This is a genomic window from Streptomyces sp. NPDC057543, assembly GCF_042801895.1.
Classification (GTDB): domain Bacteria; phylum Actinomycetota; class Actinomycetes; order Streptomycetales; family Streptomycetaceae; genus Streptomyces.
In genome coordinates, this window is the sequence record NZ_JBHVFF010000181.1 from 1 (window position 1) to 17,596 (window position 17,596).

14 protein-coding genes and 1 riboswitch are annotated in these 17,596 nt (G+C 70.9%); of the genes, 9 read left to right on the plus strand and 5 right to left on the minus strand.

The window, feature by feature from the left end:
* Positions 1-188: 188 nt before the first annotated feature.
* From hydA to ACFU8Q_RS26630, 3 genes are all read left to right on the plus strand, one after another.
* Entirely contained in the window at positions 189-1,589 is a 1,401-nt protein-coding gene (hydA, locus tag ACFU8Q_RS26620; protein ID WP_384458178.1) for a dihydropyrimidinase, read from the plus strand.
* Between the two features lie 10 nt (positions 1,590-1,599).
* A complete protein-coding gene (locus ACFU8Q_RS26625; protein WP_384458180.1) occupies positions 1,600-2,601 on the plus strand; it encodes a TIGR03842 family LLM class F420-dependent oxidoreductase in 1,002 nt (333 codons plus the stop codon).
* 129 nt (positions 2,602-2,730) lie between these two features.
* Complete coding sequence (locus ACFU8Q_RS26630) at positions 2,731-4,305, plus strand: NCS1 family nucleobase:cation symporter-1 (protein ID WP_384458182.1); 1,575 nt, start codon at positions 2,731-2,733, stop codon at positions 4,303-4,305.
* Here the strand turns inward: ACFU8Q_RS26630 and ACFU8Q_RS26635 are convergent.
* Positions 4,268-5,044: a hypothetical protein gene (locus ACFU8Q_RS26635; protein ID WP_384458184.1), complete on the minus strand. Its 777-nt coding sequence runs from the start codon at positions 5,042-5,044 to the stop codon at positions 4,268-4,270. The two genes, ACFU8Q_RS26630 and ACFU8Q_RS26635, sit on opposite strands and share 38 nt — an antisense overlap.
* 208 nt (positions 5,045-5,252) lie before the next feature.
* Between ACFU8Q_RS26635 and ACFU8Q_RS26640 the strand changes: the two genes are divergently transcribed.
* Positions 5,253-5,603: a hypothetical protein gene (locus ACFU8Q_RS26640; RefSeq protein WP_384458202.1), complete on the plus strand. Its 351-nt coding sequence runs from the start codon at positions 5,253-5,255 to the stop codon at positions 5,601-5,603.
* 155 nt (positions 5,604-5,758) lie between these two features.
* Positions 5,759-7,234 carry an amidase gene (locus ACFU8Q_RS26645; protein ID WP_384458186.1) on the plus strand — a complete coding sequence of 492 codons (1,476 nt, stop codon included), beginning with the start codon at positions 5,759-5,761 and terminating at the stop codon, positions 7,232-7,234.
* Here the strand turns inward: ACFU8Q_RS26645 and ACFU8Q_RS26650 are convergent.
* Both ACFU8Q_RS26650 and ACFU8Q_RS26655 read right to left on the minus strand, forming a co-directional pair.
* Positions 7,212-8,021 (minus strand): class I SAM-dependent methyltransferase, encoded by an 810-nt coding sequence (locus ACFU8Q_RS26650; RefSeq protein WP_384458188.1) that lies wholly within the window; start codon positions 8,019-8,021, stop codon positions 7,212-7,214. The two genes, ACFU8Q_RS26645 and ACFU8Q_RS26650, sit on opposite strands and share 23 nt — an antisense overlap.
* A complete protein-coding gene (locus tag ACFU8Q_RS26655; protein WP_384458190.1) occupies positions 8,018-8,998 on the minus strand; it encodes a carboxymuconolactone decarboxylase family protein in 981 nt (326 codons plus the stop codon). The genes ACFU8Q_RS26650 and ACFU8Q_RS26655 overlap by 4 nt, the downstream gene beginning before the upstream one ends.
* A 168-nt stretch (positions 8,999-9,166) precedes the next feature.
* Between ACFU8Q_RS26655 and ACFU8Q_RS26660 the strand changes: the two genes are divergently transcribed.
* From ACFU8Q_RS26660 to ACFU8Q_RS26670, 3 genes are all read left to right on the plus strand, one after another.
* Positions 9,167-10,315, plus strand: coding sequence for a sensor histidine kinase (locus tag ACFU8Q_RS26660; protein ID WP_384458192.1), 1,149 nt, complete (start codon positions 9,167-9,169; stop codon positions 10,313-10,315).
* Positions 10,312-11,001, plus strand: coding sequence for a response regulator (locus ACFU8Q_RS26665; protein ID WP_384458194.1), 690 nt, complete (start codon positions 10,312-10,314; stop codon positions 10,999-11,001). Before ACFU8Q_RS26660 ends, ACFU8Q_RS26665 begins: the two co-directional genes overlap by 4 nt.
* 107 nt (positions 11,002-11,108) lie before the next feature.
* Positions 11,109-13,622, plus strand: a complete 2,514-nt coding sequence (locus ACFU8Q_RS26670; RefSeq protein WP_384458196.1) for a SpoIIE family protein phosphatase — start codon at positions 11,109-11,111, stop codon at positions 13,620-13,622.
* Between the two features lie 45 nt (positions 13,623-13,667).
* Here ACFU8Q_RS26670 and ACFU8Q_RS26675 read toward each other — a convergent pair whose 3' ends face one another.
* Positions 13,668-14,723: a biotin/lipoate A/B protein ligase family protein gene (locus ACFU8Q_RS26675; RefSeq protein WP_384458204.1), complete on the minus strand. Its 1,056-nt coding sequence runs from the start codon at positions 14,721-14,723 to the stop codon at positions 13,668-13,670.
* 195 nt (positions 14,724-14,918) lie between these two features.
* Positions 14,919-15,122, plus strand: a riboswitch (cobalamin riboswitch).
* 27 nt (positions 15,123-15,149) lie between these two features.
* Between ACFU8Q_RS26675 and ACFU8Q_RS26680 the strand changes: the two genes are divergently transcribed.
* Positions 15,150-16,238 (plus strand): HoxN/HupN/NixA family nickel/cobalt transporter, encoded by a 1,089-nt coding sequence (locus ACFU8Q_RS26680; RefSeq protein ID WP_384458198.1) that lies wholly within the window; start codon positions 15,150-15,152, stop codon positions 16,236-16,238.
* Positions 16,239-16,356: 118 nt separating this feature from the next.
* Here the strand turns inward: ACFU8Q_RS26680 and ACFU8Q_RS26685 are convergent, their stop codons facing one another.
* Positions 16,357-17,319, minus strand: a complete 963-nt coding sequence (locus tag ACFU8Q_RS26685) for an electron transfer flavoprotein subunit alpha/FixB family protein (RefSeq protein WP_384458200.1) — start codon at positions 17,317-17,319, stop codon at positions 16,357-16,359.
* Between the last annotated feature and the right edge of the window lie 277 nt (positions 17,320-17,596).

Consider the following 17,596-nt stretch of genomic DNA (forward strand, 5'->3'; position numbering starts at 1 on the left):
TTCCCCACCCGGGAACGGCGCCGCGCCGCGTCGCGCTGTGGGCCGGTGGAGTGCCGGACGGGGGAAACCGAAACGTCTTCAGCGGTTAGCCGCAGCGGTATTGCCACAGTGGGTAGCCCACTTCTACGTTCTTCACACGCACCTCGTCTACGTGCGTAGACCCGTTCCGCCACAGTGAGGAGGGGTACATGACCCGCACCGTCATCCACGGTGGTCTCGTCATCACCGCGTCCGACGAAATGCATGCCGACGTACTCATCGAGGGCGGCCGCATCGCGGCTCTCGCAGCACCCGACAGCGACGCGGCCGAGAGCTGGAGCGCCGACCGGAGGATCGACGCCACCGGCAAATACGTCATCCCGGGCGGTGTCGACGCGCATACGCACATGGAGATGCCCTTCGGCGGCACCTACGCCTCCGACACCTTCGAGACCGGTACGCGGGCGGCTGCCTGGGGCGGCACCACCACGATCGTCGACTTCGCCATCCAGTCCGTGGGCCGCCCGGTCCGCGAAGGGCTGGACGCCTGGTACGCGAAGGCCGACGGCAACTGCGCCGTCGACTACGCCTTCCACATGATCCTCTCCGATGTGAACGAGTCCTCGCTCAAGGAGATGGACCTTCTCGTATCCGAGGGCGTCACCTCCTTCAAGCTGTTCATGGCCTACCCCGGTGTCTTCTACAGCGACGACGGCCAGATCCTGCGCGCGATGCAACGGGCCTCCCACAACGGCGGCCTGATCATGATGCACGCGGAGAACGGCATCGCCATCGATGTCCTCGTCGAACAGGCGCTGGCCGGGGGCCATGCCGACCCGCGCTACCACGGCGACGTCCGCAAGGTGGCGCTGGAGGCCGAGGCCACCCACCGCGCCATCCAGCTCGCCCGTGTCGCCGGATCCCCGCTCTATGTCGTGCACGTCTCCGCCGACGAGGCCGTCGCCGAGGTCGCCGCCGCCCGCCACAAGGGCCTTCCCGTCTTCGGCGAGACCTGCCCGCAGTATCTCTTCCTCTCCACCGACAACCTCGCCGAGCCGGACTTCGAGGGCGCGAAATACGTCTGCTCCACCCCCCTGCGTCCCGCGGAACACCAGAAAGCACTCTGGCGGGGCCTCAGGAACAACGAACTCCAGGTCGTCTCCACCGACCACTGCCCCTTCTGTTTCTCCGGCCAGAAGGAGATGGGGCGCGGCGACTTCTCGAAGATCCCCAACGGCATGCCCGGCGTGGAGAACCGGATGGATCTCCTCCATCAGGCGGTCGTGGAGGGTCACATCTCGCGCCGCCGCTGGATCGAGATCGCCTGCGCCTCCCCGGCCCGGATGTTCGGCCTCTACCCGAAGAAGGGCACCATCGCGCCGGGCGCCGACGCCGACGTCGTCATCTACGACCCGGCGTGCGAACAGACCCTTTCCGCCGAGACCCATCACATGAACGTCGACTACTCCGCATACGAAGGAAAGCGGATCACCGGCCAGGTCGACACCGTGCTCTCACGCGGTGAAGTCGTCGTCGACGGAAGGAAGTTCACCGGCCGGGCCGGTCACGGCATGTACACCCCGCGCGCCACCTGCCAGTACCTGGACTAGGAGCACCGTCATGGAATTCGGACTCGTCCTCCAGACCGACCCGCCCGCCTCGGCCGTCGTCGGCCTGATGCGCCGCGCCGAACGCAACGGCTTCCGCCACGGCTGGACCTTCGACTCGGCGGTGCTCTGGCAGGAGCCGTTCGTCATCTACAGCCAGATCCTCGAACACACCGAACACCTCGTCGTCGGCCCCATGGTCACCAACCCGTCCACCCGCACCTTGGAGGTCACCGCCTCCACCTTCGCCACCCTCAACGACATGTTCGGCAACCGCACCGTCTGCGGCATCGGCCGGGGCGACTCGGCGATGCGCGTCGCCGGACGCAAACCCAACACTCTGGCCCGCCTCGGCGAGGCCATCGACGTCATCCGCGACCTCGCCGAGGGGCGGGAGGCCGCCGTCGACGGGCAGCCGGTTCAGATCCCCTGGGTGAAGAACGGCAGACTGCCGGTCTGGATGGCCGCGTACGGTCCGAAGGCGCTCGCCCTCGCGGGGCAGAAGGCCGACGGCTTCATCCTCCAGCTCGCCGACCCGTTCCTCACCGAGTGGATGATCAAGGCCGTACGGGACGCGGCGGCACAGGCGGGCCGCGACCCGGACTCCGTGACCATCTGCGTCGCCGCCCCCGCCTATGTGAGCGACGACCTCGACCACGCCCGCGAGCAGTGCCGCTGGTTCGGCGGCATGGTCGGCAACCATGTCGCGGACCTGGTCTCCCGGTACGGCGAGCACTCCGGACTCGTCCCCGAGGCCCTGACCGCGTACATCGCCGGGCGGTCCGGCTACGACTACAGCCACCACGGCCGCGCCGGAAACCCCGACACGGCCTTCGTACCGGACGAGATCGTCGACCGGTTCTGCCTGCTGGGCCCCGCCGAGGCACACATCGAGAAGCTCCGGGCGCTGCGCGACCTGGGCGTCGACCAGTTCGCCGTCTACAACATGCACGACGCGCGCGAGGCGACGATCGATGCCTACGGCTCGCAGATCATTCCGGCGCTGACGACATGACAGCCTGACCGTCAGGCCCGCCCGTCCCACGGTTGTCCGCACCCATGCACCCCATGCACCGCACGCACCCCATGCACCCCCGCGCACCGCCCCGCACGGCACCGCTCCCATGCGAAGGGTCCAGCCGCCATGACATCGATCGTCCCACCCACACCACCCCTTCCACCCGTCCCACCGCAGGACGGGATATCCGACGCGTCGGGCCGCATCGAACTCGCCCCCGGCGCCGTCCCCACCGACAACCGTTTCGTCAACGAGGACCTGTTGCCCGTCCCGCTGGAACGGCGCCGCTGGACGACGTACAACTTCGCCGCGCTCTGGGTCGGCATGGCCCACAACATTCCGTCCTGGCTGCTCGCCTCCGGCCTGGTGGCCCTCGGCATGGACTGGAAACAAGCCGTCTTCACCATTGCGCTCGCCAACCTGATCGTGCTCGGTCCGATGCTCCTCACCGGGCACGCCGGACCCAAGTACGGCATCCCCTTCCCCGTTCTGGCCCGCGCCTCCTTCGGGCTGCGCGGCGCCAATCTGCCCGCGCTGATCCGGGCCGCAGTGGCCTGCGCCTGGTTCGGCATCCAGACCTGGATCGGCGGCGTCGGCATCTTCACCCTGCTCGGGAAGATCTTCGGCGGCTGGGCGAAGGCATCCGAGATCGGTGGGCAGCCGTGGACACTCTGGCTCTGCTTCATCCTCTTCTGGGCGCTCGAACTCGCCATCATCTACCGAGGGATGGACGCCCTGCGGCGGTTCGAGAACTGGGCGGCCCCGTTCGTCATCGTCGGCGCCGTGGTGCTGCTGGTCTGGGTCGCCGTCAAGGCCGGTGGCTTCGGCCCGCTGCTCGACCAGCCCTCGAAGCTCGGCTGGGGCAAGGAGTTCTGGCCGGTCTTCTTCCCCTCCCTGATGGGCATGATCGCCTTCTGGGCCACGCTCTCCCTCAACATCCCCGACTTCACCCGCTTCGGGGCCGGCCAACGTGCCCAGATCCGGGGCCAGTCGCTCGGCCTGCCGACCACGATGACGCTCTTCGCCCTGCTCTCGGTCCTGGTCACCTCCGGCTCGCAGGCCGTGTACGGGGAGGCGATCTGGGACCCGGTCCAGCTCGTCGCCCGGACCGACAACGTCTTCGGGCTGCTCTACGCCCTGGTCACGGTGCTGGTGGCGACGGTCTCCGTGAACATCGCGGCGAACGTCGTGTCACCCGCGTACGACCTGGCGAACCTCGCCCCCAAGCTCATCAACTTCCGTACGGGCGCCCTGATCACGGGTGTCGTCGGCGTCCTCATCATGCCGTGGAAACTCACCGAGACCCCCGAGCTGTACATCTTCACCTGGCTCGGACTGGTCGGCGGACTGCTCGGTACGGTAGCGGGCATCCTGATCGCCGACTACTGGATCGTCCGCCGCACCGTGCTCGACCTGGCGGACCTCTACCGTCCCGGCGGCCGCTACTGGTACGCCAACGGCTGGAACTGGCGCGCGGTCGTCGCGTTCGTCGTCGGCGGCGTCCTCGCGATCGGCGGCTCCCACTCGGCCCCCGGCGCGGGCCCGTTCCCGGCCGGCGGCCTGATCCCGTTCCTGAAGCCGCTCGCGGACTACGGCTGGGCGGTCGGACTGGCCTCGTCGCTGGTGTTGTACGCGGTGCTCAGCGGGCGCTCCGGCTCCGGGGTCACAGCGGCGCGGTCCGACGGGTCAGCAGCGCATTGATGTCGTACGTCTGATCCGGCGGCGGTGTGGCCGTGGGCACCGGCTTGTCGAAGGCCGAGAGGCCCACGACCGCGTTCGCCCCGCCGCCCCGGACCGTGATCCTCAGCGGGTACGGCTTGCCCGTGGCCGCGACGTACACCGTCTCCGCCCTGCCGTCCCTGAGCCTGGTCACCGGCACCACGGGAGCCCCGTCGAGCGTGGTCCTGCGGCCCTTGTTCAGCGTGCCCCGGTCGTTGTTCGCGTGATCGCCGACCAGCTTCCGGAAGGTGTCCAGGTCGCATCCGTTCGTCACGTCGCGCAGCCTCGGGTCGTCGGCCGAACCCTTCATGTAGCGCCCGTTGAGGATCGCGGCGAAGGCCGCGCCGCCGTACGGCACCTGGCTCTTCCAGAAGTCCGCGTCCGGCTTGACCCAGACGTCGTTGCCGCGCTTCACGATCCGGACCGACCCCTGGCTGCTGCCGAGGTCCACCGAACCGGTGCAGTTGCCGTTCCGGTCGAGGGTGAGATCCAGGGTCATCGACGGGATGCCCCTGCCGAGGGTGCCGCGCGTGCTGAGGTGCAAGGAGTGGGCGCTCAGGAGCGCGTCACGTGAGCGGTCTGCGATCTGCTGGGCGGAGAGCTTGTCGATGCCGTTGTCCGCCCGGGCCACACCGCCGCCGATGGCACCGCCGCTCGTGAGTCCCAGCACGAGGACCGCCGCCCAGGCGGCCTGGCGTGTACCGATGAGTTGGCCGGTCACGGCGCCTCCCTCGAAGGGCCCGTCGGGCCTGTTCAGGTGTGCGATCCGATCCTTTTGAGCGTACGCCGGGCAGGTGGGGGTCGCGCGACGGCGAACCACCCACCGAGCGTATACACACGGTGATGTTTTGCCTCGTTTTGTGTCATGGGTGGCGGGGGACGGTTGCCGACGCACCGAGTTCGTCACCGACGAGGAGGAACGGGAAGACATGAAGCTGTCGATGGGGAGCGTGTCCAGGACCGTGCTCCGGGGCGTCGTCGCAGGGGCGGCCGCGGCCCTCGCGGTACCCGCGACCGTCGCCACCGCCGTGACACCCGGGGCGACGCCGCCCGGTCTGTCCTGCGAGACCGGAAAGCACGAGATCGACGACTACACGGGCTACGCGCTGTGCCGCAACGACGGAAGCGCGGCGCAGACCTTCTGGGTGCATCTGGTCTGCGGCTGGTCCCCGGACGTGGACGGCGAGCACGTCACCCTCGATCCGGGGCAGTCCGGTCAGTCCACCGCGCACTGTGCGGGCCTCGGGACCGGGATCGGCGAGATCAGCGTCCGGCCGTAGGCGGTACGCGGAGGGGGCGGGTGGTGCGCTCCTCCGCCCAACCCTCCTCCGAACGGTTGAGCGGACCGCGCATGACTCGTTACCCTCCGGTAAGTTCGTTCGGGCGTACAGGTGCGGGCGTGCGCACCTGCCGAGGCGAGGAAGGCGGGCAGCCCATGTCGTCAACGGAAGCCGTCGAAACCACCGAACCGGCCGGCCTGACCGGACTGGCCGACAGCGCACGGGAGCTGGCCGAAGGCCGTACCACCTCGACCGAGCAGGTGGCCGCGGCCCTGCGGCGCATCGAGGCGAGCCAGGGCACCCTGAACGCCTTCCGGCACCTGCGCGTCGAGGCCGCGCTCGCCGAGGCCGCCGAGGCCGATCGCAGGCTCGCCGCAGGGGAGCGGCTGCCCCTGCTCGGCGTGCCGTTCGCCGTCAAGGACGACACCGATGTCCTCGGCATGCCGACCTACTTCGGCTGCGACGGCGATCTGCCCGCCGCCACCGCCGACAGCGAGGTCGTACGCAGGCTGCGGGCCGCCGGGGCCGTGATCGTCGGGAAGACCAACTCCTGCGAGCTGGGCCAGTGGCCGTTCACCGAGGGCCCCGCCTTCGGCGCCACCCGCAACCCCTGGAACACCGGACACACCCCCGGCGGCTCGTCCGGCGGGTCCGCGGCCGCCGTCGCCGCCGGGCTCGTACCCGCAGCGCTCGGTTCGGACGGCGCCGGGTCCGTCCGGATCCCGGCGGCCTGGACCCACCTCGTCGGCATCAAACCGCAGCGCGGCCGGATCTCCGTCCACCCGCAGAGCGACGCCTTCCAGGGCCTGACCGTCAACGGACCGCTGGCCAGGACCGTCGCCGACGCCGCCCTGCTGCTCGACGCCGTCGCCGGACCCCACCCCGACGACCCGCACCGCCCGCCCGCCGTCGCGGCCTCGGCCGCCGCCCGCCGCGACCCGGGCAGACTGCGCATCGCCCTTGCCTGGCGCCCCCCGCTCACCCTCACCGGCTCCGCACCCCACCCCGAAGTGCGGCGGGCCGTCACCGCACTGGCCGAGGCCCTCGCCCGCCTGGGCCACGACGTCGAGGAGGCCAGGCCCCGCTACGGTCTGATCGGCCTCGGCTTCGTCCCCCGCGCCACCGCCGGGATCGCCGAACTCGCCGCCCGCCACCCCGACCCCGCCCTCCTCGACCCGCGCACCCGCAGCGCCCTGCGCACCGGCACCCGGCTCGGCGGCCGGGTGGTGCGCGCGGCCCGGGGACGGGAGGTGCGCCAGCACCGCAGGATCGGCGCGTTCTTCCGTACGTCCCGGACCCGGGCCGGCTACGACGTGCTGCTCACCCCGACGACCGCCCTGCCACCGCCCCCGATCGGCCGGTTCGACGGGCTGAGCGCCTGGCGCACCGATGTGGCGATGACCGAGGCCTGCCCGTACGCCTGGCCCTGGAACGTACTGGGCTGGCCCGGCATCAACGTTCCGGCCGGGTTCACCGCCGGCGGGCTGCCCGTCGGCGCCCAGCTGCTCGGTCCCTCCCGCAGCGAGGAACGGCTGATCTCCCTCGCCGCCCAGCTGGAGGCCGACCGCCGCTGGTACGAACACCGGCCCCCCGCTCCGTCCCCCTCCCTCAGGCCGGGCGACGGGCGCTGACCACCCACACCCCCGCCCGCAGCAGCACACCGTCCGGGGTCTCGTGCGGCAGCAGCACCTCCGTCATCGCGGCCCGGGTGGCATCGGAGACGGCGAGCCCCGGCGTCCGGGACACGAAGAACTCGACCGCGTCCGCCGCGTCCCGGCCCCAGCGGGTGGCCGCGTTCACGGCGACCGCGGAGATCTCCGTGAACCCGGCCGCGCCCAGCACTTCGTGGAGGCGCTCCGGATCCGACAGGGAGGCCATCGCCGTCGCCACCGCGTTCTCCGAGGTGTGGTCCCGGCCCAGCAGCGAGGCCAGCAGGCCCAGCGCCTTGCTCTCCTCGCCGTCGGCCCGCGGGGGCTGCGGGCAGATGAAGGCCAGTCTGCCGTCGGGCCGCAGCGCGCCGGCGATATGAGTGAAGGCGGCGATGTGGTCGGCGAAGAACATCACACCGCCCCGGCTGATCGCCACGTCGTAGCCGCCCGGCTCGAACGGATGGGTCTGCGCGTCCCCCGACTCGTAGGAAACGGACGGGTATTCCGCCGCCGGGGTGAGGGACCGGGCCCGCTCCAGGAGCGGCGCCGAGATGTCCACGCCGGTGACCCGTCCCCGAGGCGCGCGCCGCGCGGCCGTCCGAGTCGTGTGGCCGCTGCCGCAGCCGATGTCGAGGACCCGGTCGGCCGCACCGATCGCCGCCGCGTCGAACAGCGGCGCGTCGAACCCCGCCAGCATGGCGTTGTAGCGGTCCGGATGGTCGGCCCAGTGCCGACCGACCGGCCCGTTCCAGGTGTCGGTGACGGTCATGCGTGCTCCTTCGTCGTGGTGAGGATGGCCTCGACGCGCTCGACGGCGCAGATCGCACCGAACGCGATCAGATGGACCAGGCAGTGATCGGTGCGCGGCGGTACGCGCCAGGCGGCCACGTCGTCGTCGGTGATCCGGTACGGCGCACGGGCCGCGAGCAGCGCCAGCCGGGCGCCCGGCAGCGCGTCCCGGTCCGGCAGCCGCGCGCCGTGCAGCGGCAGGGGAGTCACACCGTCCCAGGCCGCCACCGACTCCCGTACGAGAGCCAGTTCCTCGTCGCTCAGCAGTCCCGCGCCGAGCTGTGCCGCCGTACGCAGCGCGCCGAACGCCGTACCGATCGCCGTGCCCGCCGCCCACCGCGGTGGCTCGCCCTCCGTTTCGAGCAGGGCCAGACTCTCCCCGGGCGTCAGCTCACGGCGCACGGTGCCGGCCAGGGAGCGGCCCGCCACGGTCCGTACGAGACGGTACTTCTGCGCGCCACAGGGCAGCGCGTTCTCGGTCAGCAGCGACGACACGATCCGGTTGATGAAGTGGAAGGCGAGCGCCGTCCCGATGTGCTCCGCGGACTGCTCGGCCGGGAACGGCCGCACGGTAGTCATGTCCTTTCCCCAGGCAAGCAGTTGACGATGCCCTGGGTCCTTCGGCTGTTCGCCGCGCGCGAGCGTCTCGGCCAGCCGGTGGTCGCCGGTGGCGTGCAGCAGCACGATGTGCGCGTCCACGCAGAACGGACAGCGGTTGGCGAGGGAGACCCCGGCGGCCACCACCTCCTTGTCCGTGCGCGGCGCACGCCCGGCCAGCAGGGACTCCCGCAGCACGGCCCAGGTACCGGCCAGCAGGGGTGGCGCGGCGGACAGGACGACGAAGACTCGGGCACGTTCGATGCCGAAGTCGGTGCCCAGTTGGGCGTACACGTCGGCGACCGTGCCGGTCGCCGATTTCGGAGGTACGGGTGAGGTGTAACGGAAAGGTCCGGTCATGGCGACGATGCTCGCCCGCACGCCCGCCCCAGGTCGTCGTACCCCCGGAGACAGTCACCGCTGATCCCGCGCGACCCACCGCCGTCGCGGCTACTCCCCCCGGAGTAGTCGCGCATCCGTCCCCGGGGGTGATGCCGCCACGGCCGTACGGAAGTTAGGGTGCCGCACATGCGGGGGGACACGAAGGACACCGACCGGCGGACTCGCCTGCTGGACACGGCACTTGCCGTCGTCATCGCCGTGGCGGTCACCGCCGCGGCCGTCGTCGCCTCGGCGCCCGACGCCCTCGACCTGCTGCTCGTCGCGGCCGGCGCACTCGTACTCGCCGGGCACCGCGATGCCCCGCGCGCGGTCCTCGCCGTCACCACGTTCTGCATGCTCGGCTACGTGGTTCACGCGCACCCGGGAAGCTGGGCGGCCTTCCCCGTACTGGCCGCCGTGCACGCCGCCGCCCGGGGCGGACACCGCGCCTGGGGCGTCGCGGCGGGCGCCCTCTTCCTCACCGGCTACTTCACGGTCCTCGCCATCGGCGCACCGGGCCCACGGGAGACCGTCGAACGGACCCTGCTGCTGCTCGGCTGGTTCCTCTGCGCGGGCGTCACCGGACTGATCGACAAGAACTGGCAGGCGTATCTGCGCCAGACCGAACAACGGGCCCTGGACGCCGAACGCAGCCGGGACGAAGCCGCGCTGCGCCGGGCGGGGGAGGAGCGGTTGCGGATCGCCCGCGAGCTGCACGACTCGCTCACCCACTCCATCTCGATCGTCAAGCTCCAGGCGGGAGTCGCCGTGCACCTCGCCCGTAAACGGGGCACCGAGGTGGAGCCCGCGCTGCTCGCCATCCAGGAGGCCAGCGGCGAGGCGATGCGCGAACTGCGGGCGACGCTGGAAGTGCTCCGGACCGACGTCGTCGAGCCCGGCACCGGCCTCGACCGCATCGACGAGCTGGCCGAGCGGGCCCGTACCGCGGGCATCGCCCTCGACGTCACGGTCAGCGGTGACGAACGCCCCCTGCCCCCGGCCGTCGACCGGGCCGCGTACCGCATCGTGCAGGAGGCCCTCACCAATGTCGCCCGGCACGCCGGCCGCGCCACCACGACCGTCCGCCTCACCTACACCGAACGGGCCCTGACCGTGCGCATCGACGACCAGGGACCCCGCACCGCGGGTGACACCGTCACCGCGGGCACCGGACTCACCGGCATGCGCGAACGCGTCACCGCGCTCGGCGGCACCCTCGAAGCCGCCCCCCGCCCGGCCGGTGGCTTCTCCGTATGCGCGGAGCTCCCCCTCCACACCGCCGGAACCCTCGGATGACCGCATCGGACGCGGCGCCGATCCGGGTGCTGATCGTCGACGACCAGGCGCTGATGCGGGCCGGATTCCGAGCGCTGCTCGACGCCGAGGACGGCATCGAGGTGATCGGCGAGGCCGCCGACGGCCACCACGGCCTGGAGCTCGCCCGACTGCACACCCCGGACGTCGCCCTCGTCGACGTACAGATGCCGGTGATGGGCGGCATCGAGACCACCCGCGAGATCGCCGCCGACCCCCGGCTTGCCGCCGTCCACGTCGTGATCCTCACCAATTACGGCCTCGACGAGTACGTCTTCGACGCGCTGCGCGCCGGAGCCGCCGGGTTTCTCCTGAAGGACACCGAACCGGCCGAACTCCTCCGTGCGATCCACGTAGCGGCCCGCGGTGACGCACTGCTCTCGCCCGCCATCACCCGCCGGCTGATCGGCGAATTCGTCGCGAGACCACCCGACCGGACCACCGCCCCCGGTTTCGAGAACCTCACCCGCCGGGAACGCGAAGTCAGCGCACTGGCCGCCCGCGGTCTCACCAACGAGGAGATCGCCGCACACATGGTGATCAGCCCGTTCACCGCGAAGACCCACATCAGCCGCGCCATGACCAAGCTGGGCGCCCGCGACCGGGCGCAGCTCGTCGTCTTCGCGTACGAATCGGGCCTCGTCGCACCCCGCGAACCCCGACCCTGACCCGCATCGCGGCAGCCGGGCCCCGCGAACCACGGCCCCGGACATTCGCACCCGAGCGCCGTAGGCAGGATCATGGAACCGAACGGAGTGGAGGGGTGGTGACAAGTATGGCGTCCGCAGGCCCGCAGTCGGCGCCCGGAGCCGAACCGCCGCAGCCCAGCAGCCCTCAGCACTCCTTCGACGCGGCGAACGACGCGACCGCGGTGGTCGCCGGGACCGGAACGGTCATGGGCTGGACGCACAGCGCGCAGGAGTTGCTCGGCTACCGCGCCGCGGAAGTGGTCGGGAACCCCGCCGACTTCCTCCTCGCCATGCCCGGGGACCCGGTACGGGTGGCGGGCATCGCCGAGCGCTGCCGCACGGGCGTGGGGTGGAGCGGTGTCGCCACCGTGCGGCGGCGCGACGGGCAGCGGATCGAAGTGGATCTGCGGGTCTCGGCCGCGTTCCACCTGGACGGCCGCGAGTGCTTCCTGGTCTCCGGGCGTGAACGGAGGCCGGAGTGGGTCGCGGGGCAGTCGGTGGTCGACGCCTTCCTGACCAGCTCACCGATCGGGATGGCGGTACTGAACCCACAGCTGCGCTACGTCTGGCTGAACGACACCCTGGAACGCATCGGCGGCGTCCCGCGGGGACAGCGGGTGGGCCGCGGACTGAGCGAAGTGCTCCCGGGAATGGCGGCCGACGCCTTGGAGACCCAGATGCGGCGGGTGCTGGACACCGGGATCCCCGTCATCGACTACGAGTACCGGGGCTGGAGCTGGGCCGATCCGCACCGGGAGCGCGCCTACTCCACCTCGTTCTTCCCCCTGACCGAAGGTGACGGCACGGTCACCGGCCTCTGCTACATGGTCCTGGACGTCACCGACCGGTGGAAGGCCCAGCAGCGCCTGTCCCTGGTCAACGACGCCGGAGCCAGCATCGGCTCCACCCTGGACGTGCTGCGCACCGCTCAGGAGCTGGCCGACTTCGCGGTGCCGCGGTTCGCCGACTTCGTCGTCGTCGACCTGCTGGAACCGGTCGCCAGCCCTGAGGAGCCCGGTCCGTGGCCCCTCGGTACCGGGCCTTCCGGCACGGGAGCCGCCCGCCCGGGTGCGGGTGGCGCGTCGGCCCGGCCGATGCTGCTCCGCGCGGGAATGAGCTCGGTGCGGGAGGGCTGCCCGGAGGCGATCCACCGGGTCGGGGACCTGGTGGACTCCGTTCCCCCGTCCCACGACGTCCGGTTCCTCAGGGAGGGCGAACCCCTCCTGATCCCGGTCCTCGACTCCGTCAGGCGACTGTGGGACGTCGAACAGCCCGCCAGGGCGGCGACCATCCGCGAGTTCGGTCTCCATTCCCTCATCGCCGTACCCATGCGGGCCCGGGACACGGTGCTCGGCCTGACCACCTTCGTACGATCGGTGAACCTGGCTCCTTTCGAACCCGACGACGTCCTGCCGGCCCGCGAAGTGGTGGCACGGGCGGCGGTGTGCGTGGACAACGCCCGCCGCTACACCCGCGAGCACGCCGCGGCGCTGACCCTCCAGCGCAGTCTGCTCCCGCACACCCTGCCCGGGGGGATGGCCCTGGACGTCGCGTCCTCGTACCTCCCGGCGGACGCCAAGGACGGGGTCGGGGGCGACTGGTTCGATGTGATCCCGCTGTCCGGCGCCCGGGTCGCCCTGGTCGTCGGCGATGTGGTCGGCCACGGCATCAGCGCCGCCGCGACCATGGGCAGGCTCCGCACCGCCGTGCACACCCTCGCCGACATGGACCTGCCCCCGGACGAACTGCTGGCCCACCTCGACGACCTCGTCCTCCGGCTGAGCGACGAGGAACCCGACGGCGAGGTGAGCGGCACGACCGTGCTCGGCGCCACCTGCCTATACGCGGTCTACGACCCGGTCACCCAGCTCTGCACGATGGCCCGCGCCGGCCACCCGCCCCCCGTCGTCGTCTTCCCGGACGGGCGTGTCAGCTTCCCCGAACTGCCCGCAGGGCCCCCGCTCGGCCTGGGCGGGATGCCCTTCGAGACGGCGGAGATCGCGCTGCCGGAAGGCAGTCTGATCGGCCTCTACACCAACGGCCTCATCGAAGGCAGGGACCGGGACGCCGATTTCGGCATGTCCCGCCTCGGCGCCGCCCTGTCGCAGTGCGGACTCTCCCTCGACGCACTCTGCGCGACGGTCGTCGAGCAGCTGCTCCCCGTACCGCAGCCCGACGACGTCGCCCTGCTGCTCGCCCGTACGCACGAGCTGAGCGCCGACCACGTCGTCTCCTGGGAGGTGCCCTCCGACCCGGCCGCCGTCGCGGGCGTCCGGGCCCGCACAGCACGCGTGCTGAGGACCTGGGGCCTGGAGGAACTGGAGATGACGACCGAGCTGATCGTCAGCGAACTGGTCACCAACGCGGTGCGCTACGCCGCCGGCCCGATCAGGCTGCGGCTGCTGCGCCAGTCCGTCCTGATCTGCGAGGTCTCCGACGCCAGCAGCACCTCTCCCCGGCTGCGGCACGCCAGGACGACCGACGAGGGCGGTCGCGGCCTCTTCCTCGTGGCTCAGCTGACCCGCCGTTGGGGTACTCGCTACACACCCGAAGGCAAGATCATCTGGACCGAGCAGGAACTCCCGGGGACGGTGACGTGACCACCTTGACGACGGGCCGTCCACAGCCCGGAACCCGGCGCTCGGTCACGGCACCCGAGCGGTCCACTCCTCGGTGCCGAACTTCGTACGCACGAGCTCCTCGGCCCGGGCCATCTCCTCGTCCGTCACCTTGCCCTGCGCGAGGCCGTGCCGGGTGCGGAAGGACTCGATCATCCGATCGATGACGGCCTCGCGCGCCAGTCCGGTCTGGCGGCGCAACGGATCGACGCGCTTCTTCGCGCTCTTGGTGCCCTTGTCGGAGAGCTTCTCCTTGCCGATGCGGAGCACCTCCAGCATCTTGTCGGCGTCGATGTCGTACGACATCGTCACGTGGTGCAGAACGGCACCCTCCCCGCCGACCACGCGCTTCTGAGCCGCTCCCGCGATCTTCCCCGCGTCCGTGGCGATGTCGTTGAGCGGCTGGTACCAGGCCTTGATGCCCATGTCGCCGAGGGCGCCGAGCACCCAGTCGTCGAGGTAGGCGTAACTGTCGGCGAACGAGAGGCCCGAGACGAGCGAGTCCGGAACGGAGAGCGAGTACGTGATGGTGTTGCCGGGCTCCACGAACATGGCCCCACCACCGGATACGCGGCGAACGACCGTGATGCCGTGGCGTTTTGCACCTGCCGGGTCGACCTCGTTGCGCAACGACTGGAAACTGCCGATGATCACGGCGGGCGAGGCCCACTCCCACACCCGGAGCGTCGGCGGACGCCGGCCTGCGGCGACCTCGGCGGTGATGACCTCGTCGAGGGCCATGTGGAGCGCGGGGGACTGCGGGGCCTCGTGAATGAGCTGCCAGTCGTAGTCGCTCCACTCGGTGGCGTGCGCGAGGGCCCGGCGCACGGCGACGGCGACGCCCTCGGAGCTGAGGCCGAGCATCACGGTCGAGGCGGGGAGAGCCGCGTCGATCCGGGCGGCGAGACCGGCGGTGCCGGTGTTGGCCGGGGCGCCTTCCAGTGCCGCGTCGATCGCGAGAATCGCCTCGTCGGGCTCCAGGAAGAAGTCCCCGGCCACCCGCACGTTGCGCAACGCCCCGCCCTCGACGTCCAGATCGACGACGACGAGCTTGCCGCCCGGGACCTTGTACTCACCGTGCACAGCCATGCCTCCAGACCCACCGGATTCCTCTACGAATCGGCACCGATCACGCACAACGTCCCTGCCGTGCGATTTAATCCGCTGTCACCAGGGGGCCCCGCGCGACCCCGGGCTACATGCGACCCCGAGCCCCCGCGCGCCGAAGGAGCGCCACCGGTCGAACCGGGCGGCCTTGTAGGCGCCACTCACGGGAACCTAGAGTGTGCACGTCGTGGTGTTCGGGAAGACCGGTGAAAGACTCCAGGGAGTCTCAGGCCGGAGCGGCCCTCGCCACTGTGATCGGGGAGTATCCGTCCCACTGACGCCACTGGCCGCAGAGCGCGGCTGGGAAGGCCGGGACGGGTACGAGCGCGAGCGAACCCGTCAGCCAGGAGACCGGCCACGGCATCTCACGAAGTTATCCACGAGGTGCTGGAGTGTGACCGTATGACCCTGCCCGAATCTGCCGTGTTCAAGTGGCGGCGCGAGGACACCATTCGCACCGCGGGGCTGCTCGCGGTGATAGCGGCCCTGCATGTGGTGGCGTTCGGCGTGCTGTTCCTACTGGTCGTACCGGGGCATTACGAGGTCGGATCCAAGGCGTTCGGCATCGGACTCGGGATCACCGCCTACACCCTCGGTATGCGGCACGCCTTCGACGCCGACCACATAGCCGCCATCGACAACACGACCCGCAAACTGATGGCCGACGGGAAGCGGCCCGTTTCGGTCGGCTTCTGGTTCGCGCTCGGACACTCCAGCGTGGTCATCGCCATGGCGGCGCTGGTAGCCGGGGGAGCGCGACTCGCGGGGGTGCTGATCAACGAAGATTCGGGCACGCACCAGGTGTTGGGTGTGGTCGGCACGACCGTCTCGGGGTCCTTCCTCTACCTGATCGCCGCCTTGAACCTGGTCGCGCTCGTCGGCATCCTGCGGGTGTTCAGGGCGATGAGGGCCGGCCGCTTCGACGAGGCCGAACTGGAGCAGCACCTGGACTCGCGGGGGTTCATGAACCGTATCCTCGGCCGGTTCACCGGGTCCATCACCAGGCCCGGCCAGATGTATCCGCTCGGCTTCCTCTTCGGTCTCGGCTTCGACACCGCCACGGAGGTCACCCTGATGGTCATGGCGGGCAGCGGTGCCGCGGCCGGACTGCCCTGGTACGCGATCCTGTGCCTGCCGCTGCTGTTCGCCGCCGGGATGAGCCTGTTCGACACGCTCGACGGGACGTTCATGAACTTCGCCTACCAGTGGGCCTTCTCCAACCCGGTGCGCAAGGTCTTCTACAACCTTGCCATCACGGGCCTGTCGATCGCGGTCGCCTTCCTCATCGGCACGATCGAGCTGGTCACCGTACTGCACGACAAGCTCGATCTCCGGGACTCGGTCACCGGCTGGATCTCCGGCCTCGACCTGGGCAACGTCGGCTACCTCATCGTCGGGCTCTTCGTGCTGGTGTGGGCGGTGGCGTTGGCGTACTGGAGGATCGCGAAGGTAGAGGAACGCTGGACGGCCCGCGCCGCCGACAGCGGCTGACGCCCCGGCGCCGGGGGCGAGTTGGACGTTCCCCTCATCGGCAGGACGGTCCGGGGCAGTGCGGTGGGTGGACACCACGCGGCCCCGGACCGTCGGGACGCTGTTCGAAGGGGGCGGGTCAGCCCTTGCGGGTCCTGACCTCTTCGGTGAGCTGGGGCACGACCTGGAAGAGGTCGCCGACGACGCCGTAGTCGACGAGGTCGAAGATCGGGGCCTCGGCGTCCTTGTTGATCGCGACGATCGTCTTGGACGTCTGCATGCCCGCCCGGTGCTGGATCGCCCCGGAGATACCGGAGGCGATGTACAGCTGCGGCGAGACGGACTTGCCGGTCTGGCCGACCTGGTTGGAGTGCGGGTACCAGCCCGCGTCCACCGCCGCCCGCGACGCACCGACCGCCGCACCGAGCGAGTCCGCCAGCGCCTCGATGACCGCGAAGTTCTCGGCGCCGTTGACACCCCGCCCACCCGAGACGACGATCGCGGCCTCGGTCAGCTCCGGACGCCCCGTCGACTCACGCGCGGTACGGGAAACGACCCGGGTACCGGTGGCCTGCCCGGAGAACGACACCGCCAGCTCCTCGACCGCACCCGCCGCCGGAGCGGCCTCCACCGCGGCCGAGTTCGGCTTGACCGTGATCACCGGAACACCCTTCGACACCCGGGACCTGGTCGTGAACGACGCGGCGAACACGGACTGCGTGGCGACCGGGCCCTGCTCACCGGCCTCCAGATCCACCGCGTCCGTGATGATCCCCGAACCGATCCGGACCGCGAGACGCGCCGCGATCTCCTTGCCCTCCGCGGACGAGGGAACCAGCACCGCGACCGGCGAGAGGGCCTCGACCGCCGCCTGCAGCGCATCGACCTTCGGCACCACCAGATACTCACCGAACTCCGGCGCATCAGCCGTCAGGACCCGCACCGCACCATGCTCGGCCAGCACACCCGCCGTACCCGCCGCACCCGCACCCAGCGCGAGAGCGACCGGCTCACCGACACGACGCGCCAGCGTCAGCAGCTCCAGCGTCGGCTTACGGACAGCACCATCCACGTGATCGACAAAAACGAGAACTTCAGCCATGGGACTTCAATCTCCTGCGAGTTGCGAAGAAAAACCAGGAACGAGGAACGAGGAACGAGAACAGGAACCGGAACACGCACCCAGAACCGGAACCGGAACGCGGGACCGGAACCGGAACGCGGGACCGGAACGAGGGACCGGAACCGGAACGCGGGACCGGAACGCGGGACCGGAACCGGAACGCGGGACGCGCGCCCGGGACCCCGGGCGGGCTCCGGGGCCGGGCCCGCGAGCGGCGGCACTGGCTCGGATGGAGCTCCCCGACCCCGGGCCGCTG